General features: G+C 27.6%; 23 protein-coding genes. All 23 read left to right on the forward strand.

What is annotated here, in order from left to right:
- The first annotated feature begins 31 nt into the window (after positions 1–31).
- The 23 genes from C1715_RS19160 (at position 32) to C1715_RS10895 (ending at position 18,830) form a co-directional block, all read left to right on the forward strand.
- Positions 32–565, forward strand: a complete 534-nt coding sequence (locus C1715_RS19160; RefSeq protein ID WP_146005391.1) for a hypothetical protein — start codon at positions 32–34, stop codon at positions 563–565.
- A gap of 82 nt (positions 566–647) precedes the next feature.
- On the forward strand, positions 648–1,523 hold the full coding sequence (locus tag C1715_RS10795) for an SU10 major capsid protein (protein WP_102400495.1): 876 nt from the start codon (positions 648–650) through the stop codon (positions 1,521–1,523).
- Positions 1,524–1,535: 12 nt separating this feature from the next.
- The gene (locus C1715_RS19445; RefSeq protein WP_180964060.1) at positions 1,536–1,688 is read left to right on the forward strand and encodes a hypothetical protein; all 153 of its coding nucleotides are present in this window, start codon (positions 1,536–1,538) and stop codon (positions 1,686–1,688) included.
- Positions 1,689–1,841: 153 nt separating this feature from the next.
- Positions 1,842–2,297, forward strand: a complete 456-nt coding sequence (locus C1715_RS10800; RefSeq protein ID WP_102400496.1) for a hypothetical protein — start codon at positions 1,842–1,844, stop codon at positions 2,295–2,297.
- A 17-nt stretch (positions 2,298–2,314) separates the two neighbouring features.
- Positions 2,315–3,931 (forward strand): terminase large subunit, encoded by a 1,617-nt coding sequence (locus tag C1715_RS10805; protein WP_102400497.1) that lies wholly within the window; start codon positions 2,315–2,317, stop codon positions 3,929–3,931.
- A 17-nt stretch (positions 3,932–3,948) separates the two neighbouring features.
- Positions 3,949–5,298 (forward strand): phage portal protein, encoded by a 1,350-nt coding sequence (locus tag C1715_RS10810; RefSeq protein WP_102400498.1) that lies wholly within the window; start codon positions 3,949–3,951, stop codon positions 5,296–5,298.
- On the forward strand, positions 5,279–6,076 hold the full coding sequence (locus C1715_RS10815; protein WP_102400499.1) for a minor capsid protein: 798 nt from the start codon (positions 5,279–5,281) through the stop codon (positions 6,074–6,076). The genes C1715_RS10810 and C1715_RS10815 overlap by 20 nt, the downstream gene beginning before the upstream one ends.
- Positions 6,077–6,489: 413 nt before the next feature.
- A complete protein-coding gene (locus C1715_RS10820) occupies positions 6,490–7,116 on the forward strand; it encodes a tyrosine-type recombinase/integrase (protein WP_180964061.1) in 627 nt (208 codons plus the stop codon).
- A 150-nt stretch (positions 7,117–7,266) separates the two neighbouring features.
- Positions 7,267–7,578 (forward strand): ImmA/IrrE family metallo-endopeptidase, encoded by a 312-nt coding sequence (locus tag C1715_RS10825; protein ID WP_102400501.1) that lies wholly within the window; start codon positions 7,267–7,269, stop codon positions 7,576–7,578.
- Positions 7,579–7,593: 15 nt separating this feature from the next.
- On the forward strand, positions 7,594–7,941 hold the full coding sequence (locus C1715_RS10830) for a hypothetical protein (protein ID WP_102400502.1): 348 nt from the start codon (positions 7,594–7,596) through the stop codon (positions 7,939–7,941).
- Between the two features lie 11 nt (positions 7,942–7,952).
- Positions 7,953–9,083 (forward strand): Ig-like domain-containing protein, encoded by a 1,131-nt coding sequence (locus tag C1715_RS10835; RefSeq protein ID WP_180964062.1) that lies wholly within the window; start codon positions 7,953–7,955, stop codon positions 9,081–9,083.
- Between the two features lie 26 nt (positions 9,084–9,109).
- Positions 9,110–9,613, forward strand: coding sequence for a hypothetical protein (locus C1715_RS10840; protein WP_102400504.1), 504 nt, complete (start codon positions 9,110–9,112; stop codon positions 9,611–9,613).
- Positions 9,614–9,781: 168 nt separating this feature from the next.
- Positions 9,782–10,072, forward strand: coding sequence for a hypothetical protein (locus C1715_RS10845; protein WP_102400505.1), 291 nt, complete (start codon positions 9,782–9,784; stop codon positions 10,070–10,072).
- Positions 10,073–10,118: 46 nt separating this feature from the next.
- A complete protein-coding gene (locus C1715_RS10850) occupies positions 10,119–10,523 on the forward strand; it encodes a hypothetical protein (protein ID WP_102400506.1) in 405 nt (134 codons plus the stop codon).
- Positions 10,524–10,633: 110 nt separating this feature from the next.
- Positions 10,634–10,837, forward strand: coding sequence for a hypothetical protein (locus C1715_RS10855; protein ID WP_146005392.1), 204 nt, complete (start codon positions 10,634–10,636; stop codon positions 10,835–10,837).
- A gap of 27 nt (positions 10,838–10,864) precedes the next feature.
- On the forward strand, positions 10,865–11,488 hold the full coding sequence (locus C1715_RS10860; RefSeq protein WP_102400508.1) for a hypothetical protein: 624 nt from the start codon (positions 10,865–10,867) through the stop codon (positions 11,486–11,488).
- A gap of 14 nt (positions 11,489–11,502) precedes the next feature.
- A complete protein-coding gene (locus C1715_RS10865; protein ID WP_102400509.1) occupies positions 11,503–11,763 on the forward strand; it encodes a hypothetical protein in 261 nt (86 codons plus the stop codon).
- A 231-nt stretch (positions 11,764–11,994) separates the two neighbouring features.
- The gene (locus C1715_RS10870) at positions 11,995–12,417 is read left to right on the forward strand and encodes a 3'-5' exonuclease (RefSeq protein WP_278320104.1); all 423 of its coding nucleotides are present in this window, start codon (positions 11,995–11,997) and stop codon (positions 12,415–12,417) included.
- A 120-nt stretch (positions 12,418–12,537) separates the two neighbouring features.
- On the forward strand, positions 12,538–12,843 hold the full coding sequence (locus C1715_RS10875) for a hypothetical protein (RefSeq protein ID WP_102400511.1): 306 nt from the start codon (positions 12,538–12,540) through the stop codon (positions 12,841–12,843).
- Positions 12,844–12,953: 110 nt separating this feature from the next.
- Positions 12,954–15,026: a cell division protein FtsA gene (locus C1715_RS10880; RefSeq protein ID WP_102400512.1), complete on the forward strand. Its 2,073-nt coding sequence runs from the start codon at positions 12,954–12,956 to the stop codon at positions 15,024–15,026.
- 24 nt (positions 15,027–15,050) lie between these two features.
- Positions 15,051–16,220 carry a M20 metallopeptidase family protein gene (locus tag C1715_RS10885; protein ID WP_102400513.1) on the forward strand — a complete coding sequence of 390 codons (1,170 nt, stop codon included), beginning with the start codon at positions 15,051–15,053 and terminating at the stop codon, positions 16,218–16,220.
- A gap of 36 nt (positions 16,221–16,256) precedes the next feature.
- On the forward strand, positions 16,257–17,213 hold the full coding sequence (locus C1715_RS10890; RefSeq protein ID WP_102400514.1) for an RluA family pseudouridine synthase: 957 nt from the start codon (positions 16,257–16,259) through the stop codon (positions 17,211–17,213).
- A 12-nt stretch (positions 17,214–17,225) separates the two neighbouring features.
- Positions 17,226–18,830 (forward strand): putative polysaccharide biosynthesis protein, encoded by a 1,605-nt coding sequence (locus tag C1715_RS10895; RefSeq protein ID WP_102400515.1) that lies wholly within the window; start codon positions 17,226–17,228, stop codon positions 18,828–18,830.
- Positions 18,831–18,875: the final 45 nt, after the last annotated feature.

The raw sequence follows: 18,875 nt of genomic DNA on the forward strand, positions 1-18,875 counted from the left end.
TTATTAAAAATATGAAGGAGGAAAATATATAATGGAAGATAATAAAGAAAAAAAAGATAAAACAACTAATACAGAGGAAGAAACTAAAGAGGAAACAAAGGAAACACAAGAAAACAAAGAAGAAACTAAAAAAGATGAAAAAACAGAAATTAAAAAAGAGGAAACTAAAATAGAGGATAAAAAAGAAGAAGTAAAAGATGAAACAAAAGAGGAAGAAAAAACAGAGTTGAATGAATTTGAAGAGTTAAAAAGAAGGTTAGAAGCTTTAGAAAAAGATAATAAAAGAAAAGAACAGGAATTAAAAGAACAAACTATTAAAAATACCATAATGGAAAAAATAGATAACAAAGATTTACAAAAGGCAGTTTTAGAAACTGGACTTGTAAAAGATGTAGAAGATATAGAAAAGGTAGTACAAATTGTAGAGTTATCTAAAACACTTAATAAAGGTAAATTTATAGATGGATACAAGCCAAGTGATGAAGCTAAAGCAGATGCATATGAACAAGCAGAAAAGAAAGGCGATATATTCTCTATGATAAAACAAAAAATGAATAGGCAATAATCTAACTACTAATTTTTATTAGTGGTTTTTTTATACATATAAACAAACAAAAATTTAAAAATATAAAGGAGGAATGTATATTATGTATACAACAGAAAATTTTGCAAAATATCAATCATTAGATTTAGGCAAGGAGATAGCGATAATAAAACCACAGAGGACACCATTTTTGTCCTATTTATTACAAAATAACAAATCCACAAAAGCTATAAGCAACGTAGTAAGTTGGTATGAAGAAACTTTAAACACAAATGCTATTAAAACAGTTATGGAAGGAGCAGATGCTCCCGCTGAAGTAGAGGATGCTACTGCGTTACTAGATAACTATACTCAACTTTTCTTAGGTACTGCAAAGGTATCTTGTACTGCTCAATCAAGCGAAGCAGTTGGAATAGGTGATTTAATGGCTAGGGAAGTTTCTAAAAAATTAATTTTATTAAAGTATGCTATGGAAAATGCTTTAGTCAAGGGTACAAAAGCTCAAAAAACAGAGTCTGTAGGACAAAAAATGAATGGAGTAGTTAACTTAATCAACTCTTCTAACGTTGTAAACGCTACTGGAGCAACCCCAACAGAGGAAGAATTTAAGAAGGCTATGAAAATAATGTATGATTGTGGAACAAACGATAACATGATTTGTTTCATAGATGATACAAGCAAACAAGCTATAAATGCTTTTGCTAACCCACAATTTATGGGAAAAGATAATTTCTTAGGTTTTACTTGCGATAGATATCATACCGACTTTGGAGATATTACATTTGTTTTAACTCCTGCACTAAGCGGTGCTAAAACCGTACTTTTAGTTAACCCTGATTACCTAGAGTTAAAAGAATTACAAAAGGCACAAGCAGTTGATTTAGCAGTAACAGGAGACTCCATAAAGAAAATGGTTAAATGGGAAGGTACTTTAAAACTTGCTAACTCTAAAGCGGGTGCAAAAATAGTTTTAGTATAGGAGTGATTATTAATGAAATTTAAAACAGATAATCTATTTCTTTATGTTGAGGGAATACAATTCAGAAATGGAGAGTATTCCACTACTAAAAAAAATGAAATAGAGATATTAAAAAAATATTCTGATACTGTAAAAGTAATAAAAGAAGAGAATAAAACAAAATAGTTTTTTAGGATAGGGATTTTATTCTCTATCCTTTTTTTTTAATTCATATTTAAGTATTTAAAAATTGAATGTTTAAATATAAGTTAAACATTAAGGTGCGTTTAAATAAGCGTACCTTATACAAGTTAATAAAAATAGAAGGAGTGAAAATATATGGGAAGTAAAGTAAGCAATAGTTTTAACAGACAAATATCTCAAAAATATCGAGGTTCACAACGAAAGTATTACTATTATTTTATGTGGAGAAATAAGTTAAGTGATGGAAATATAGATTTTTCAGAAATGACGGAGGATGAATTTAGAGAAAAATATTTACAAAAAAAAGATTATAAAACTGGAAAAATATTTAAAGGTGATAAAAGTTTTAGACATTTGCAAATGTGGGAAGGTACAGACGAATATCAAACGCTATTAAAAGAATTGTATTCAAAAAAAATGAATCAAGATTTCTATGATTTATATGAGGTATATTTGGAAAAAGCAAAAGATGGAGATGAAAAAGCTATAAATGCATTAAAAACTATAAAAAAAGAAATTGAATCATTGAATAAAAGTACCAACGTAGGTAATTTAAATTCACAAAATTCAACAGGATTTGATTTAAGTTAGAAAAGGGGTGATTATTTGTGGCTAATAAGCTAACAGAACAAGAACAATTAAAAATAGTTATGAATGATAGTAGAATATTTGCTAAAAATATGACTAAAATATTAAATGTTGAAAATAAAAAAGTAGAATTTGTTTTGAATAATGAACAAAATACAATGAGTGAAGTGTTAAAAGATAATAAATATGTATGTTGTTTGAAGGCACGGCAGTTGGGTATATCAGAATTTTGTATTAATTATATTATTAGAAATATGATGATTACACCAGATATAACTTGTTTAATTGCAAGTTATGATGATAGAAGTGTTAGAGCGGTGGTAAATAAATTTAAAAGACAGTATAAATCAATACCTAGAAAGTATAAATTAGGAGTTGAAAGAGATAATGACAATGAATTTAAACTTTCTAACGGTGCTAGATGTGTATTTTCAGTGGCGGGTAATAATGATTTATTAAGGGGAGATACTGCACAAATAATAATGTTAACAGAGTTTGGGGTATGGAAAGCAGATAAACAAGAAGATACTTTAACTTCATTAGAACCATTATTATCTAAAAATGACAAGAGTAGAATAATTATAGAAAGTACCGCAAAACAAGGTACAGGAGATTATTTTTACAAAATATGCATGGGAGCAAATAAAGGTGATAGTAAATATAAACTTGTATTTTTCCCATGGTATGAGAATAAAACACTATATGCAAGTGAATATGATATGGCGGAACAATGGTATAAAAATGATAATCATGGACATAGATTACAAGAAAAAGATTTAACACCTTATGAATTAGATTTATACAAGAAAGGGGCAACACTAAAACAATTGATGTGGAGAAGATGGAAATTATTAGATATGAAATTAAATAAGTTTTACAATGAACACCCAAGTACACCACAAGAAGCATTTGCAGGAAACTCAACCGATAATGTGTTTGACCAAGAAATAATACTAGAAAGAGTTAATTACATTGATAGTAATGATATTAAACCTCTTACATTTAAAGAAGTAAATGAAAATAAACCTTTACCAAGTATTTTAAGTAGATATTATGGTAAAGGTTTTAATATTTATAAAACTATTAAATCCAATGGAATATATTGGGGTGGTATAGATACAAGTATGGGTATTGGAGGAAATAGGGACGGACAAACAGTACAAATATTAGATAGTAATGGAGAACAAGTGGCAGCATTTAATCGTAATGATGTACCCATTTATAAGTTTGCAGATATTGTATATGAAATAGGAATGTATTTTAATTATATGATGTTAAATATAGAAGTTAACGTTAACGGTGGTACAGGTGCAGATTTACTTGTTAGATTAAAAGAAAAGGGATATATTCAGATACTTAAAAGTAAAAGATTTAACAAAGTTACTGGTAAGGTTAAATTATCTCATGGATGGGTGAGTATGGAAGGTACTAAGAGTAAATTAATATCCGACTTAAAGGAGTATTTTGAAACAGGAATGATATGTATTAGTGATAAAGATACATTAAATCAAATGAATACATATATAGAGAAGAATGGTAAAATGGGAAACCAAAGAGGAAATGACATGCATGACGATTTAGTTATCGCTTTAGGATTAGCGGTTATGAATTTAATTTTAAGTAAAAGTTATTTATAGAAAGGAGAAATGATTAAATGAATTTACAGGAATATATAAAAGAATATTACTCTAATGCTGATTGGTGGTTTGTAAGTGAATGTTGCCAACAAAGACATTTAGACAGAGTGAACAAAGTTGTAGAAATAAAAGAATATTTAGATGGACATAGAAAGAATGATGGACAGTTAATTTCCGTTGGAGGGAGATTAGTTGAGCCTACTAAAATAAAACTAAATTTTGCTAATGTATTACTAGACCATAATGTTAGTTTTCTATTAAAGAATCCTATAACACTAATAGCAGACGATGAAGAAACATTAAAAGAATATCAAAAGGTATATAAAAAAAGTAAAATGAAAAGAGCCGATACAAAGATATATGAAAATATGAAAGCATATGGACAAGTATTTGAGTATTTATATTTTGATGAATATGATAATATTAAAAGTAAAGTATTGTTACCAGAGTGTAGTTTTCCTGTATATACAGATACTGGAAACTATGTAGCTTTTATATATCATTTCATGACACCACATTATACAGAATATTATACAGTATATTATCCCGATAGAGTTGAAGAATATAATAGCTTAGATGGTAAAGTTAAGTTAATAAATACATATGTAAATTATAGTGGACTTCCAATCCCATATAGATTACCTAGTAAAATAGATGAATTAGAAGGTAAAAGTGATGTAGAATGTTGGAAATCTGTTATAGATAATATAGAGAAATTAACAAGTAAATATCAAGACGCTTTATATAAATTTATAACTGGAATACCAGTAACAACAGGGACAAAATTATCTATAACTAAAGACGGTAAGGGAGCAATAGATAATAGTCTAGTAGGCTATATATTACAAATGGAAGAAGGAGGCACATTTGATTTTAAACAAAATAAAACAGATTATCAAAGTATGAAATTACTTCATGATATATTATTTAACTATTTATTAATTGCTAGTTGTGTTCCTGCAGTAAGTATGAATGCACAAGACGTATCTAATTTATCTGAAACAAGTATAAGAATGATGTATCAATTAGCAATATTAAAGGCGGGAATTGATAGTCAAAATATAATGGATGGTTTTTACATTAGATGGGAACAAATAAGAAGAATGTTAGAGTGTAAAGGAATTTATGTTGATGGTGATGTAGAAGCTGAATTCCAAATGGAAATACCACAAAACGCTAAAGAGGTTATAGAAAACTTAAAGACATTAAGAGATATTAGTGGAATAAGTTTTGAAACTATGTTGGCTAAAAATCCTTATGTTGCAGATGTAAGTGGAGAATTAGAAAAGTTAATGAAAGAATTAAATGAGGATAATATTAATTTAGATGATGTTGAGGGTGAAGTAAATGAAAAGGAAACAGAATAATAAAGAAAAGCAATTGAGTAATAACTTGATTGCTTTATTCTTATTAATGTTAAAGTATAAAGATAATAAAGAATTTAATAAACTATTAATAAAATATAAACAGAATAGAGATATATTAAAAAGATATGTAGGTGAAATATATTTAAAGTATATAAAGGATAATAAATTACAAATGAATTATGGTGACATACATAGAGAAATTAAAAGATTAGAAAGTAAATTGAAAGATATAGGAAATGATTTAAAAAGCCAAGAGGATATATTATTAAGCTATTTATTATATAAGGTTGCTAGTGATAGTTATATTATGGGTAATAGTATTGTTAATGATAAGATGAATATTAATCAAATAAAGAATAGTATGATTAATAGTATTGTTAATAATAAAATAGATGGTAAGGATAATATAAAAAGGAATAAAGATAATAAAGAAAAGTTAATAAATAGAGTTAAGAATAATGTTAAGAAAGATTTTAAGAATGGAGAAAGTATTGAAAAGATTTATGAAGATATTGATAAAGGATTTAATATTGGAGTAAATGAAAGTGATAGGCTAATAGACAATGAAATAGCAAGAGTATTCATGGGAAGTTTGATGGCAGTATATAAAGATAATAATATAGATAATGTTATGTGGATTAGTGTGTTAGAGGAAAACACTTGTAGTGAATGTGAGGATTTAAATGAACAAGTATTCAAATTGAATGATGCACCTATACCAATAATTGATACACATGTACATTGTCAATGCATTTTAGTACCTTGTGTTACCGAGTAATGGAAATAAGAGAATATAGGGGCATGGGGTATACTGTGAAGTGTTGATAAATAAGGGGATATTATAGAATGTATTAAGGCGAAATATTTGTGTATACAGTCAGAAAAAACACGAACATTCATTGGATTTTAATATTAAATATTCGTATCCTATATATCATACACCCTAAGAGTTATTCAATACTGTATAATGCATATCCTTTATTATATTATACAGTATATATCATTCAATAACAACTATTACATAATGCCAACTAATATAATAAGTTAGCATTATTATAAATGCATGTAACCATTGATACTACTAGGTTTACAGTGATTTAGTAAATAATATTTAATATTCCTATTGCATATAATGCCAACTAATGATATAATCAAGATATAAGTTAGCATTATATGAAAGGGGATATTAAAATGTTAGAAAGAGAAAAAACAAGTAGAGGAATTAATAAGGCACAGGAAGTTGAACCTATAAAGAATACAAAGGACATTAAAAAGATAATGCAATATCTTGATGGTAAGAAGAATAAGCGTGATTTAATGTTGTTTGCAGTAGGCATAAGTGCAGGACTAAGAGCGGGTGACTTATTAAGCTTGAAATGGAATGACATACTAGATAACAAAGGCAATATAGTTAATACAGTTACTATAGTAGAGGAAAAGACAGATAAGAAAAGGGAATTTACATTAAATAACACCGCTAAAAAGGGAATACAGACCTATTTAGATAGTATAAGCAAAGATATTAACTATAATGACTATGTATTTAGTAGTCAAAAAGGTGGAGCATTAACCGTTTCTTCGGCTCACAAAATAGTCAAAACAACATTGAGAGAGTTAAATATCAAAGGGAACTATGGTACACACAGTTTAAGAAAGACATGGGCATATCATCAATACATCAATAACAGTAATAATCCAATGGTTTTACCTTATTTACAACAGATGTTAAACCATTCTAGTCAAGCGGTAACATTAAGATATATAGGTATTACAAAGGAAGTTATAAAAGATTTCTATAATAGTGTAAATCTATGGTAACACTCAATCAAATGGGTGTTATTTTTTTATTTAAAAACCCGTTACCCCGAACGATGATTTTTTACTCCGAGTAAACCTAATTTTTTACGCAGGTCAAAAAATCGCACTTTAAGAAAATAAAATTTTAAAATAAGGAGGAATTATTAATACATGGATAATATGAATATTAAAATAGGTACTTTTGATTATAAAGTATCAGAAACAAACCAACCATTATTATTGAATCATACAGAATGTGCAGGAATTATAGATTATGAAAATTTAACAATTCAAATAAGAAATGAAGGTAATTTGCAAAGAAAAAAACAAACTATATTACATGAATTATTTCATGGGATTATAAATGAATATAATATAGATATTTCAGACGTAAATGAAGAATATTTGGTAGAATCTTTAGGTACTGCAATGTATCAAATTATTAAAGATAATGAACAGTTAATAAAATATATAAGAGAATAATAGGAGGTTTTACATATGACTAATTTAGAAAGATTAAGAATGTCAATAGAAGGAATTAACATAGAAGATAATAAACTATTAATATATTTGGAGGAAAACAATCTAACTTCTACAGATAATTATAATCCTCAATCAAATACCAATAAAAAACAAATACTTAAAACTTCATTATCAATTTTGGAAGATGTGGCAAATAATCCTCAAACCATGAAAAGCTATAAAACGGATGATATAACTATTTCTAATTTTGCAGAAAATCTACAAAATAGAATAGACCAATTAGAAAAGAAAATAAGACAAATTCCAGATGATAATATGTTAAATGACAATGGTTCAAGTTTTATTTATATGTTTACTAATTAGGTGGTGATATGATGATGAATGTATTTGATACTGGATTTAAAGAAGATTTTGATTATATATTATCTACAATAGGCGAATCCATAACAATAAATGATAAGGATATAAAAACTGCATTAATAACAAAAGGAGATAATAAGGACAAACTAATAAACTATAAGAAAATAGTAACTAATTATACTATTAATACTGGTGATATAGTTAAATATAGGGATAAATTATGGATTATATTATCAGAAGTAAATGAAAGCAGAAATACATATAAATCTTTAATAAGAGAACTTCCACATACAATAAAAATATATATTGATAACACGCTCCAAGAAATTCCTTGTGTAATTGAATCTAGCAATAATGGAATTGTCGAGGGAAAATTCATAATTACTGGTGATGGTAATTTAAAATTAACTCTACAGGATAATACCATTACACAAAAAATCCATGAAGGTATGCGTATAATAAAATGGGGTTACGCTTGGAAGGTTATCGCCAAAAGTGGCGAAAACAAGGGTTTAACTTATATATTTTTTGAGAAAGATGCTACAAACTCCGCAACAGATGATATAGAAAATGAAATAGCCGACCGTTGGAAATATGAAGTAAAACATAATTATTCAATAGAAACACCTATAGAATTGAATATAAATAAAGGCAATACAAAACAATTAAGTGTAATTGTAAAAGATAGAATAGATAGTGGTACTGTAGTTGTAGAAAATCCTACTATTATGTATGTTAGTGGAGATGATAATATAGTTACAGTTAGCAATAGGGGATTAATTACTGGAGTTAATGAAGGTAATACGACTATTACTATAAAATTTGAAAACATAGAAAAGATTATTAATATTAGCGTTTCTAATGTTGTAGAGTTGGTTATTATTGGAAGAGATACAATGACATTAGATAGAACTAGAGAATATACTTCTAATATTCCAGTAAATTGGACAATAGAAGATATTGATAATAGAAGTGAAAAACCTTGGGCTACTATTACAAGTCAGACAGATACAAGTGTTACTGTTAAAACTACATCAGATTGGATTTTCAACGACGATAGTTGTAAATATTTCAATATAATCGCAACTGACAAAAATAATAGTAGTAATGTAATTAAAAAGAAGATAGAAATAACTGCATATTAAAGCATAAATAGAAAGGGGATAATAAAATGTACTTTGAGGAATTAAATAAGTATATTTTCATGGCACAGACGGAGATATTAAAAAATGATAAGATATGTAAATTATTATATAATACAGAAAAAAATTATATGAATAAGGAAATAACAGAAAGCGATAAGGAGTATATATTAGAAAATAATATATACCCCTTTAATTTTGTACCTACCGAAACAGAAAAGAAATGTATAATAAATATAGTTATAGATGACATACGTTCTGCCCCATGCAAAGATGGCAGTAAACATAGTTATATTAAGATTGGAAATGTTAATTTTATAGTCCTTTGTCACAAGGACTTATGGTTGACCAACAACGGTTTAAGACCTATATTAATTTTATCAGAATTAGATAAAACCTTTAATAAAAATTATCATAAATTCGAAAGCAATCAGATAGGATTTAATGGATTATACCACGAAGGAACACATTCAATTTGGAATAGTAGCGATTGGAGTGGGTATATAGTTACATATAGCACATTTACAATGTAGTAATATAATTAAAGAGACACTTATAAGGCACATAGGATTTAATTACTGTGTGCCTTATTTTTTTCTTTTTTTCAGGATTGTCAAATTTAAAAACTGCAAATGTATAATATGCCTTTAATATTATAATGTGTTATAATTGTTATATATTTGAATTAAGGGGGATTAATTATGGAGAAACCGAAAAATAATTCAACACCATTAATAGTAATAGGAATTATTATTATTTTACTTTTAGGAACGATTTTGTACACTTCTTATGCAAAAAATAAATCGAGTGATAGCTATTATAGGAAATGCATTCAAGAAGCGAGTGAATACGCAGAAAAGAAAGATTGGGATATGGTATTGGATGAAATAGAAAAATTAGACGGAATTGTTCCTAAAGATGAAAAATTAATGGAGCAAAGAGATTTAATGAAGTCAAGTGCAGAACTTAATAAATGCTTAAATAACGATTAAGTGAAAGTTCACTTAAATTTGTAAAAAAAGAGGGGATGAACGCATATTGAAAAAGATATTTAAGAATAAAAAAGTTATCATATCTTTATTAATTGTTATATGTTTGATAAGTGGCGGGGTGTTTGGATATAGCAACTTCATATCCGAAAAAGGACAAGTAAAAAGAGTAACCATCAAATTATTGAAATCAATAAAAAACGGACAAACTGATACATCATGTGTAAAAGATATAGAAAAATTTGATAGGGATTTTAACCAATTGTTTAACTATAAAATTTTAAAGATAAACAAAATGTATGACAAAAATGATAAAATTAAGTTATACGTAGTTACTTGTCAAATAGAAACCAATAATGAACAAGGACAAAAATGTACTAAACGTGCTTATGTGGATTTAGATAATTCCACAGGTAAATTTAAATCAGTAGGCTATATAAATAGCGATTATTAAAAGTCAGTTTTGTATTTACTGGCTTTTTATTTTGCAAAAAATGAGTAAGGATTATACACATATACCCTTTTCTTATATATTTATGATATTATGTAATTGGGGAGGTGAGAATGATGAAAATGAAAGAAAAATATACATATAAAGGTTATGAAATACAATTTGAATATTATCAAAATAGGAAACTAAAATATATTGCTATTTGTCAATGTGAACAAGAAAAAGTAAAAAAAGATGATGAAACATTTGAAGGTGCTAAAAATCAGATAATTAGATATATTGATAATATACCTAATTATAGAGAGTTATATAAATAATAATTAAAAAATAAAGGTGATGTTTTTATGGATATTAATATGTTTAAAAATAAAAATGAGTTAGATGGAGTTAATATGGAAACAGTAAAAGAAAAAATTAAAGAACAATTAATAATAGATTCTAATATTAAAAAAGATTTAGAAATGAAAAAAACCAGTTATAAAGATAGTATGGTAAATGATTTGAAAAATTTCCTAACAAAAGAATTAAATTTTATAGTTACTGAAAATAATGATGTTTTAACTTTTGAATTTGAAAGTAATGAAAAAGTATATAGAATTGAGTATTTAGAGAATAATCGAAGTGTATTTATTACACATAATTTTATTGGTAAATCAGAAACTAGCATAAATCTTTATATTGATTTTAATAATTTCCAATTAAATAAACTTGATTGGAGTTTAGAAGAAAATAATTCATTCTATAATGATAATGCTGAACAAACTATAAAATGTAGATATGTAGAACAGGACTCCATTGCATGGTATAAAAAAGAGTATAATAGTGTTAAAAGTTTAGTAGAGGAAAATATTCAAACAATGGATAATTTAAAAAATAAAGAGATAAAAGATTTGTTTATAGTGGTTGCAGATGAAAAAGAATATTCTAATATAATTGATTTAATAAAAAGTATAATAGAAAATAATTAAGGGGGTGCGTTGATATGGGAAATATTTATAAAGGACAAGATGCAATAAAATTATTAAAAAATAATATAGATAAAGAAAAATTTTACGAAATTATTTTTAAATCAGAAACAGTTCATGCACTTGTAAAAGGTGATTGTATTAATTATAAAGATAATAAATTTATAATACAAAGACAAAATATTAAAGGTGAAACAATTCAAAAGTATTATGAAGAAAATGATATATTAGAAGTAAATATAATTCCTTCAGCGGTTACTACAATAAACTTTGATTAATTTAGATGTGATTTTTTCACATCTTTTTTATATATAAAAATAAAATTAAGGAGGTCTTACAAAATGAAACTTTAGAGAAAGTTAATCATATAATTAATATAAGAAGTGTTAATTTTAAAAAAAATAACGTATACCATATATATTCAATGTGTTATAATATATAATAATGTTAATGTATGGAATGATTTGTAAGAAATAATCTATAAACCTAGATATATCAATACCTCATAGTTGCTACATTCTGAACTACATGGAGTTAAAGGAATGGAATTTAAGAATATTTTTTTAATTAACTGTAATGAAGGAATAATGCCGCATAATAATAGCAATAGTGATGCTTTAAGCTTGGAAGAGGAAAGAAGGCTTTTTTATGTAGCCATAACCAGGACAATAGATAATATATGGCTGTGTATAACAGAAAATATAAAAGGAAATAGGAGGGGGGTTTCTAGATTTATAGATGAATGTAGTTTACAGGATAAAAAAAATAAAAAATATATTAGAGAAGGAACGGAAGTAATGCATAAAGTTTTTGGAAAAGGTAAAGTTATAGAGGTAGGGGATAATCATCTGTCTATAATGTTCAATGATGAAACCAAAAGAAAATTTGATACTATATTAACCTTAAATAGTGGATTATTGAAGGTTCAATAAAGTATTAGAGTATATTATTAAAAAATACATGTATTTAATATTGATTTTTGAAGGAAATGTGATATACTAAAACGTGTAATAGAATAGGGATTATATAATAGCTAAGGAGGTTAATTTTATATGGTTGAATTCAAGAAGATGTGGGAAGATGTTTCTAGTATGGTGGCAGAACATAAAATTGACAGTTGTAATTTGAATATAGTGGAGACTTATGATGATGGCTTTATAATCCAATACGATAATAAAAATTTTTTTGTAAATAAAAAGAATTTTATAGATTTTTGGTGTAAAATGCTTTATTATAAAGAGGTTTCTAAAGAGGAACTTGCTAACTGTGAGGATGAAACACAAAAGTGTGTGTATGAAATAGTCCAATCGCTTCCTTATGTAAGTGAAGAAAGTAATACTTTAAGGTTAATGAAATAGTATTATTGAATGTTCAAAACTATTATTATATAATGTTTTTATAAGAAAATATATGAAAGCTCATATTCTAAGAATATGAGCTTTAAAACTATTTAAAAAGAGGAGAAATTATGGGGGAATATAGTATTAATGAAAAAAATGTTATTTTTTCTTTAGATATTGGAACAAGAACAGTTATTGGAACAGTTGGAGTAGTAAATGACAGCAAATTTAATATTATAGCAGAAAAATGTTTAGAGCATTCTGAAAGAGCAATGATAGATGGGCAAATACATAATATTAATATAGTATCAGAAGAAGTTATAAGTTTAAAAAGAGAATTAGAAGAAGAAATAGGTATGGAACTTCAAAATGTAGCTATAGCTGCGGCAGGAAGATTTTTGAAGACTACTACTTCAAAAATAGAAATTGATTTGGGTTCGCTTAAAGATATAGACAAAGAAATTGTAAGAGGACTAGAGTTAACAGCCGTTAAGGAAGCAGAAAAAAGTATATCACAAAATATAAATAGTAAATTGTACTGTGTGGGATATAGCGTTAAAAATTACTATTTAAATGGATATGTGATTTCTAATCTTCTATCTCATAAAGGAGATAATATAGGGGTAGAGGTAATATGCACATTCTTACCTAGGTCCGTAGTGGATAGTTTGTACTCTGTTATGGAAAGGGCAAATCTAAAGGTAAAGAGTTTAACGTTAGAACCTATAGCTGCTATGGAGGCTGTTGTACCAAAAAGTTTTAGGCTTTTAAATATAGCTCTTATAGATATAGGAGCAGGTACATCAGATATAGCTATAAGCAATAATGATTCTATAGTTGCCTATGGAATGGTTCCACAAGCAGGGGATGAAATTACAGAGGTTATAGCTAAAAATTATTTAGTAGATTTTAATACAGCAGAACTAATTAAGAAAAATTGTACATTAGGAGAAAAGGTAAAGTATAAAGATGTATTAGGTATGGAAAATGAAGTGGAAAGTAAGGGGATAATTAAAAGCATAAAACCGGTAGTGGATAAAATAACTGAGGAAATAGCAAATAAGGTTATGGAGTTAAATGGAGGTAAGTCTCCCAGTGCCGTATTTCTTGTAGGTGGAGGAGCGTATACTTGTAATTTGCCAGAAATATTAGCAGAAAAACTTCAATTGCAACCTAATAGAATTGCTATTAAGAATAGAAAAGATGTGGTTAATTGTCTATGTAAGGATAATAAATTAGATTCTATCGGAGTTACAGTTTTAGGCATAGCTTTAGAGGCCATAGATAAAGCAGGAAAAGACTTTATTGATGTAATTTTAAATAATAAGGTAGTTAGTTTATTTAATTCTCATAGTCATAGCGTAAAAGAAGTAATGCTTCAGGCAGGTATAAATCCTAAGGTTCTTATAGGTAGAAATGGTGAAAATGTAAGATTTATTTTAAATAACATTCCAAGAATAGCCTTTGGTGAACTGGGTACAAAATCAGAAATAACAGTAAATGCAGTGCTAGCAAATATGGATACTGAAGTACATGAAGGAGATAACATAAAAGTTGAATTTGCAAAACATGGTAAGAATGCTGCTCCAAAAGTATATGAATATTTAAAAACTGTAGACACTGTAAGTTTTTATATAAATGAAAAATTAACTAATATGGAACCAGTGGCTTTAAAAGATGGCGAAAGAGTTGCAATAGACTACATAATTAGAGAGAATGATGAAATAACCATTATATATCCTTCTACCTTAGGGGAATATAAAAAGTATATTGGAGAAGAAGAATTGAATTTTTTTATGAAGGGTAACGCATTAGAGGATACATATGATATTAAAGAGGGTGACCAAATTTATACTGAACAAATACAGGATATATCTATAAATAAAGTCAACAATAGTATAGAGAAAGAGAAGGAATATATACAAAACCATAATAGTTATATACAAAAGCAAAATATATATAAGCCCAAAGAGGAAATACAGGAAAATTTTACGCAAATAAAAACAGTAGAAGTTATAGTAAATGGAGAAAAAGTAATAATGAATAATAAAGAAAAATATGTATTTATAGATGTATTCCAATTCATAAATTTCGATTTATCAGTAGTAAGAGGAAAACTTGTGTTACTACTAAATGGAAACAATGCAGGTTATTATGATGAAATTTCTGATGGAGATATAATTACAGTAGCATGGGAATAATAATATACAGAATGGAGAGTTATTATGGATTTTTTTACAAAAGCTTTAGAGATAAAAGATGAAGTTATAGGATATAGAAGAGATTTTCATCAGCACCCTGAGTTAGATTACGAATTGCCTAGAACTTCTAGTATAATTAAAGAGTTTCTAAAAAAAGAAAATATAGAGTATAGAGAGACAGCTCAAAGTGGTATATGTGCTCTAATAAAGGGAAATGGCAATAAAACCATAGCTATAAGGGCAGATATGGACGCACTTCCTATTCAGGATAAAAAAAATTGCCCATATTCATCTTTAGAAAAAAATAAAATGCATGCCTGTGGTCATGATGCCCATATGGCTATTTTAATGGGAACCGCTAAGATACTTAACTCTATTAAAAATACATTAAGAGGCAATGTAAAATTGCTATTTGAACCTGCAGAAGAAACTACTGGGGGAGCAAAGGTTATGGTAAAAGAAGGAGTTCTAGATGATCCTAATGTAGATGCGGTTATAGGTCTTCATGTAGAAGAATGGCTTAATGTTGGTGAAATAGGATTAAAAAGAGGAGTTGTAAATGCTGCATCTAATCCATTTACCATAAAAATAATTGGGAAAGGTGGTCATGGGGCAAGTCCTAATGATACAGTAGACCCAATTGTAATAAGTGCTAATGTAATAAATGCTCTTCAAACTATAATAAGTAGAGAAATTTCGCCTACGGATCCAGGGGTTATAACCATAGGAAGTATACATGGTGGTACAGCACAAAATATTATACCAGATGAAGTTGAAATAAAAGGAATAATGCGTACCATGAAAAAAGAACAAAGAGAGTATGTAAACAAAAGATTTGTGGAGCTTGTAGAAGGAATAGTATCTTCAATGAGGGGTAAGTGTGAAATAAATATTGAAGAAAGTTATCCCAATCTTTATAATGAGGATATGCTTCTAGAAAAATTTAAAAAGGTGTCTACAAAAATATTTAGAGAAAATAATGTTAAAATGTTAGAAGAACCAAGGATGGGAGTTGAAAGTTTTGCGTATTTTTCAATGGAAAGACCATCGGTATTTTATTATTTAGGTTGTAGAAATGAAGAAAGGGGAATAATAAGTCCTGCACACAGCAGTCTTTTCGATATAGATGAAGAATGTATACCGTATGGAATAGCTATGCATTGTGCTTTTGTAGAGGAGTTTTTAAATAGCTAGAACCGGGCAACAAATGAAAAATAGGAGTGATACAATATGAAAATAGAAATAGGATCAAATGAAGCTGGACAGAGAATGGATAAGTTTTTAAGAAAACTGCTTAAAGATGTACCTTTAAGCAGGATATTTAAATCCATAAGAACTGGCCAAGTACGAGTGAATGGAAAAAAAGTAAAGCAAAATTATTCTCTTAATGAAGGGGATATTTTAGTTTTTGAAGATATACAAACAAACTCTTCTAAAAAGGAAGTAAAGAAATTAGATACTGGATTTTTAAAGATAACTTATGAAGATGAAAATATTTTAATTGTAGAAAAGTGGCCAGGAGTTTTGGTTCACTCAGATAAAAAAAATGGAGAAGATACATTAACAGACTATGTATTATCTTATCTTTTTGAAAAAGGGGATTATACACCAGAAAAAGAAATAACCTTCACTCCAGCACCTTGTAATAGATTAGACAGAAATACATCTGGAGTAGTAATATACGGTAAAAATTTCGAGAGTTTAAAACTTTTAAATGAGCTTATTAGAGAAAGAAGAATTAAAAAATATTATACAGCTTTAGTAATAGGTAAGATTAATGATGGAACTTATGAGGCCTATATAGCTAAAGATGAAGATAGTAATATATCTAAAATTTATAAAGAACCCAAAGATAACACTAAAAAAATAGCTATGGATGTTAAAGTAGTTCAAACCATAGGAGCATACACATTAATAGATATAGATTTGATAACAGGAAGAAGCCATCAACTTAGAGCACATTTAAGCTTTTTAGGAAATCCAATAGTGGGTGATCTTAAATATGGTGATAAAAAGATAAATAACTTCTTTCAAAACAAATATGCATTAGATTTTCAATTTTTATATGCATATAAGTTAATATTTAAGAACTGTGATGGAAAGTTAGCTTATATGCAGAATAAAACTATAGCAGAGAGTTTACCACCTATTTTAAAGAAAATTAAGAAAGATGTATTTAAATTTTAGGAAGGTGCTTTTATGAAAAAACAATCTATAACTAAAAGTTTTGCGGTGCTGTCAGCTGCACAAATTATATCAAAAGTGTTATCTGTAGTTTACTTACCTTTTTTAATAAATATATTAGGAGATAAAGGATATGGTATGTATGCTGCTGCATATATAGTTTATGCATTTATATATGTGGTAACTAACTCAGGAATACCAGTGGCTATTTCAAAAATAATGTCTGAGTTATTTGCTTTAGAGAACTATAAAGATGCTGTTAAAAGCTTTAAAATCGCTAGGACAATGCTCCTAGCTTTAGGTATAATTATGTCGGTTTTAATGTTCTTCTTAGCAGCACCACTGGCTGAAGTTACAAAGTCTAAATCATCAGCTTTAGCAATCAAAGCTTTAGCTCCTACGGTGTTGTTTACTTCTATACTTACAGCTTATAGGGGATATTTTCAAGGAAGAAGTAATATGACACCAACGGCAATATCACAGGTTATTGAGCAAATAATAAATATAGTGTTTAGTCTTGTTTTTGCTGCTATATTAGTGAAAAAGGGACCTGAGATGGGAGCAGCAGGAGGAACTATAGGTACTTCATTAGGAGCTTTTGTAGCTTCCGTATATTTGGTCATGGTCTATCATAAGAATAGATATATAAAAGTTCCTAAAGGGTATAGTACCAAGAAAATAAAAAGATATAGTAATAAAAGATTAATGAAAAAAATATTGAATTATTCAATACCTATGACAGTATGTATAGGACTACAAAATGCAGGAGCACTGGTAGATCTTTGGAATGTAAAATCTAGATTAATTTCTGCGGGATTTGCTAGCGTTACTGAAGAACTATTTGGATGGCTAAGCAAGTACAATAGTTTAATAAATGTACCTATAGCCATAATATCTTGTTTAGCAGCAGCACTTTTACCTGCTATATCTGGTGCCGCAGCTTTAAACGATAAAAAAGAAGTAGGAAAAAAGATAAATTATGCATTTAGATTATGTTTTTTAATATCAATACCTTCAGCTTTTGGACTTGCTGTCTTAAGTAAACCTATATATCAGCTTCTTCATGTTAGAGGTGGATATATGCTGATGCTTTTAGGATCTTCAGTGGTGGTTCTTATGTCTGTAGTTCAAATTCAAACAACTATTTTACAAGGTATAGGAAAGTTGTACTTAGTTACCTTATATGCTATTTTGGGATTATTAGGAAAAATAATTACAAATTATCTACTTGTGGGCATAGCTAAAATAAATATATTAGGTGCTGTAGCAGGAAATATAGTATGTTTCTTAATACCATTATTTTTAAATTATATTACTATAAATAAAGTTTTAAAGGTAAAAGTTAATTTATATAAAAATATGAAAAAACCATTAATAGCATCTGTAATTATGAGCATAGCAGTGTTAGCAGTATACTTAACTATTAATGGAGTTATATCACTAGCATTTAAAGGATATATAAGTAATGCAGTAGGTACGTTAGTAGCTATTGCAGTTGGAGCTCTAGTGTATTTATATAGTTTAATAGTGTTTAAGGGAATAACAAAAAAGGATTTGGAAACTATTCCAAATAAATTAATTAGATTATTGCCAAAAAAAATGATTAGTCTTATAAAGTAGAAAAAAGTCCTTCAAATTTTAATATTTGAAGGATTTTTTCTGTTC

The organism is Haloimpatiens massiliensis (assembly GCF_900184255.1).
Taxonomy (GTDB): Bacteria; Bacillota; Clostridia; order Clostridiales; family Clostridiaceae; genus Haloimpatiens; species Haloimpatiens massiliensis.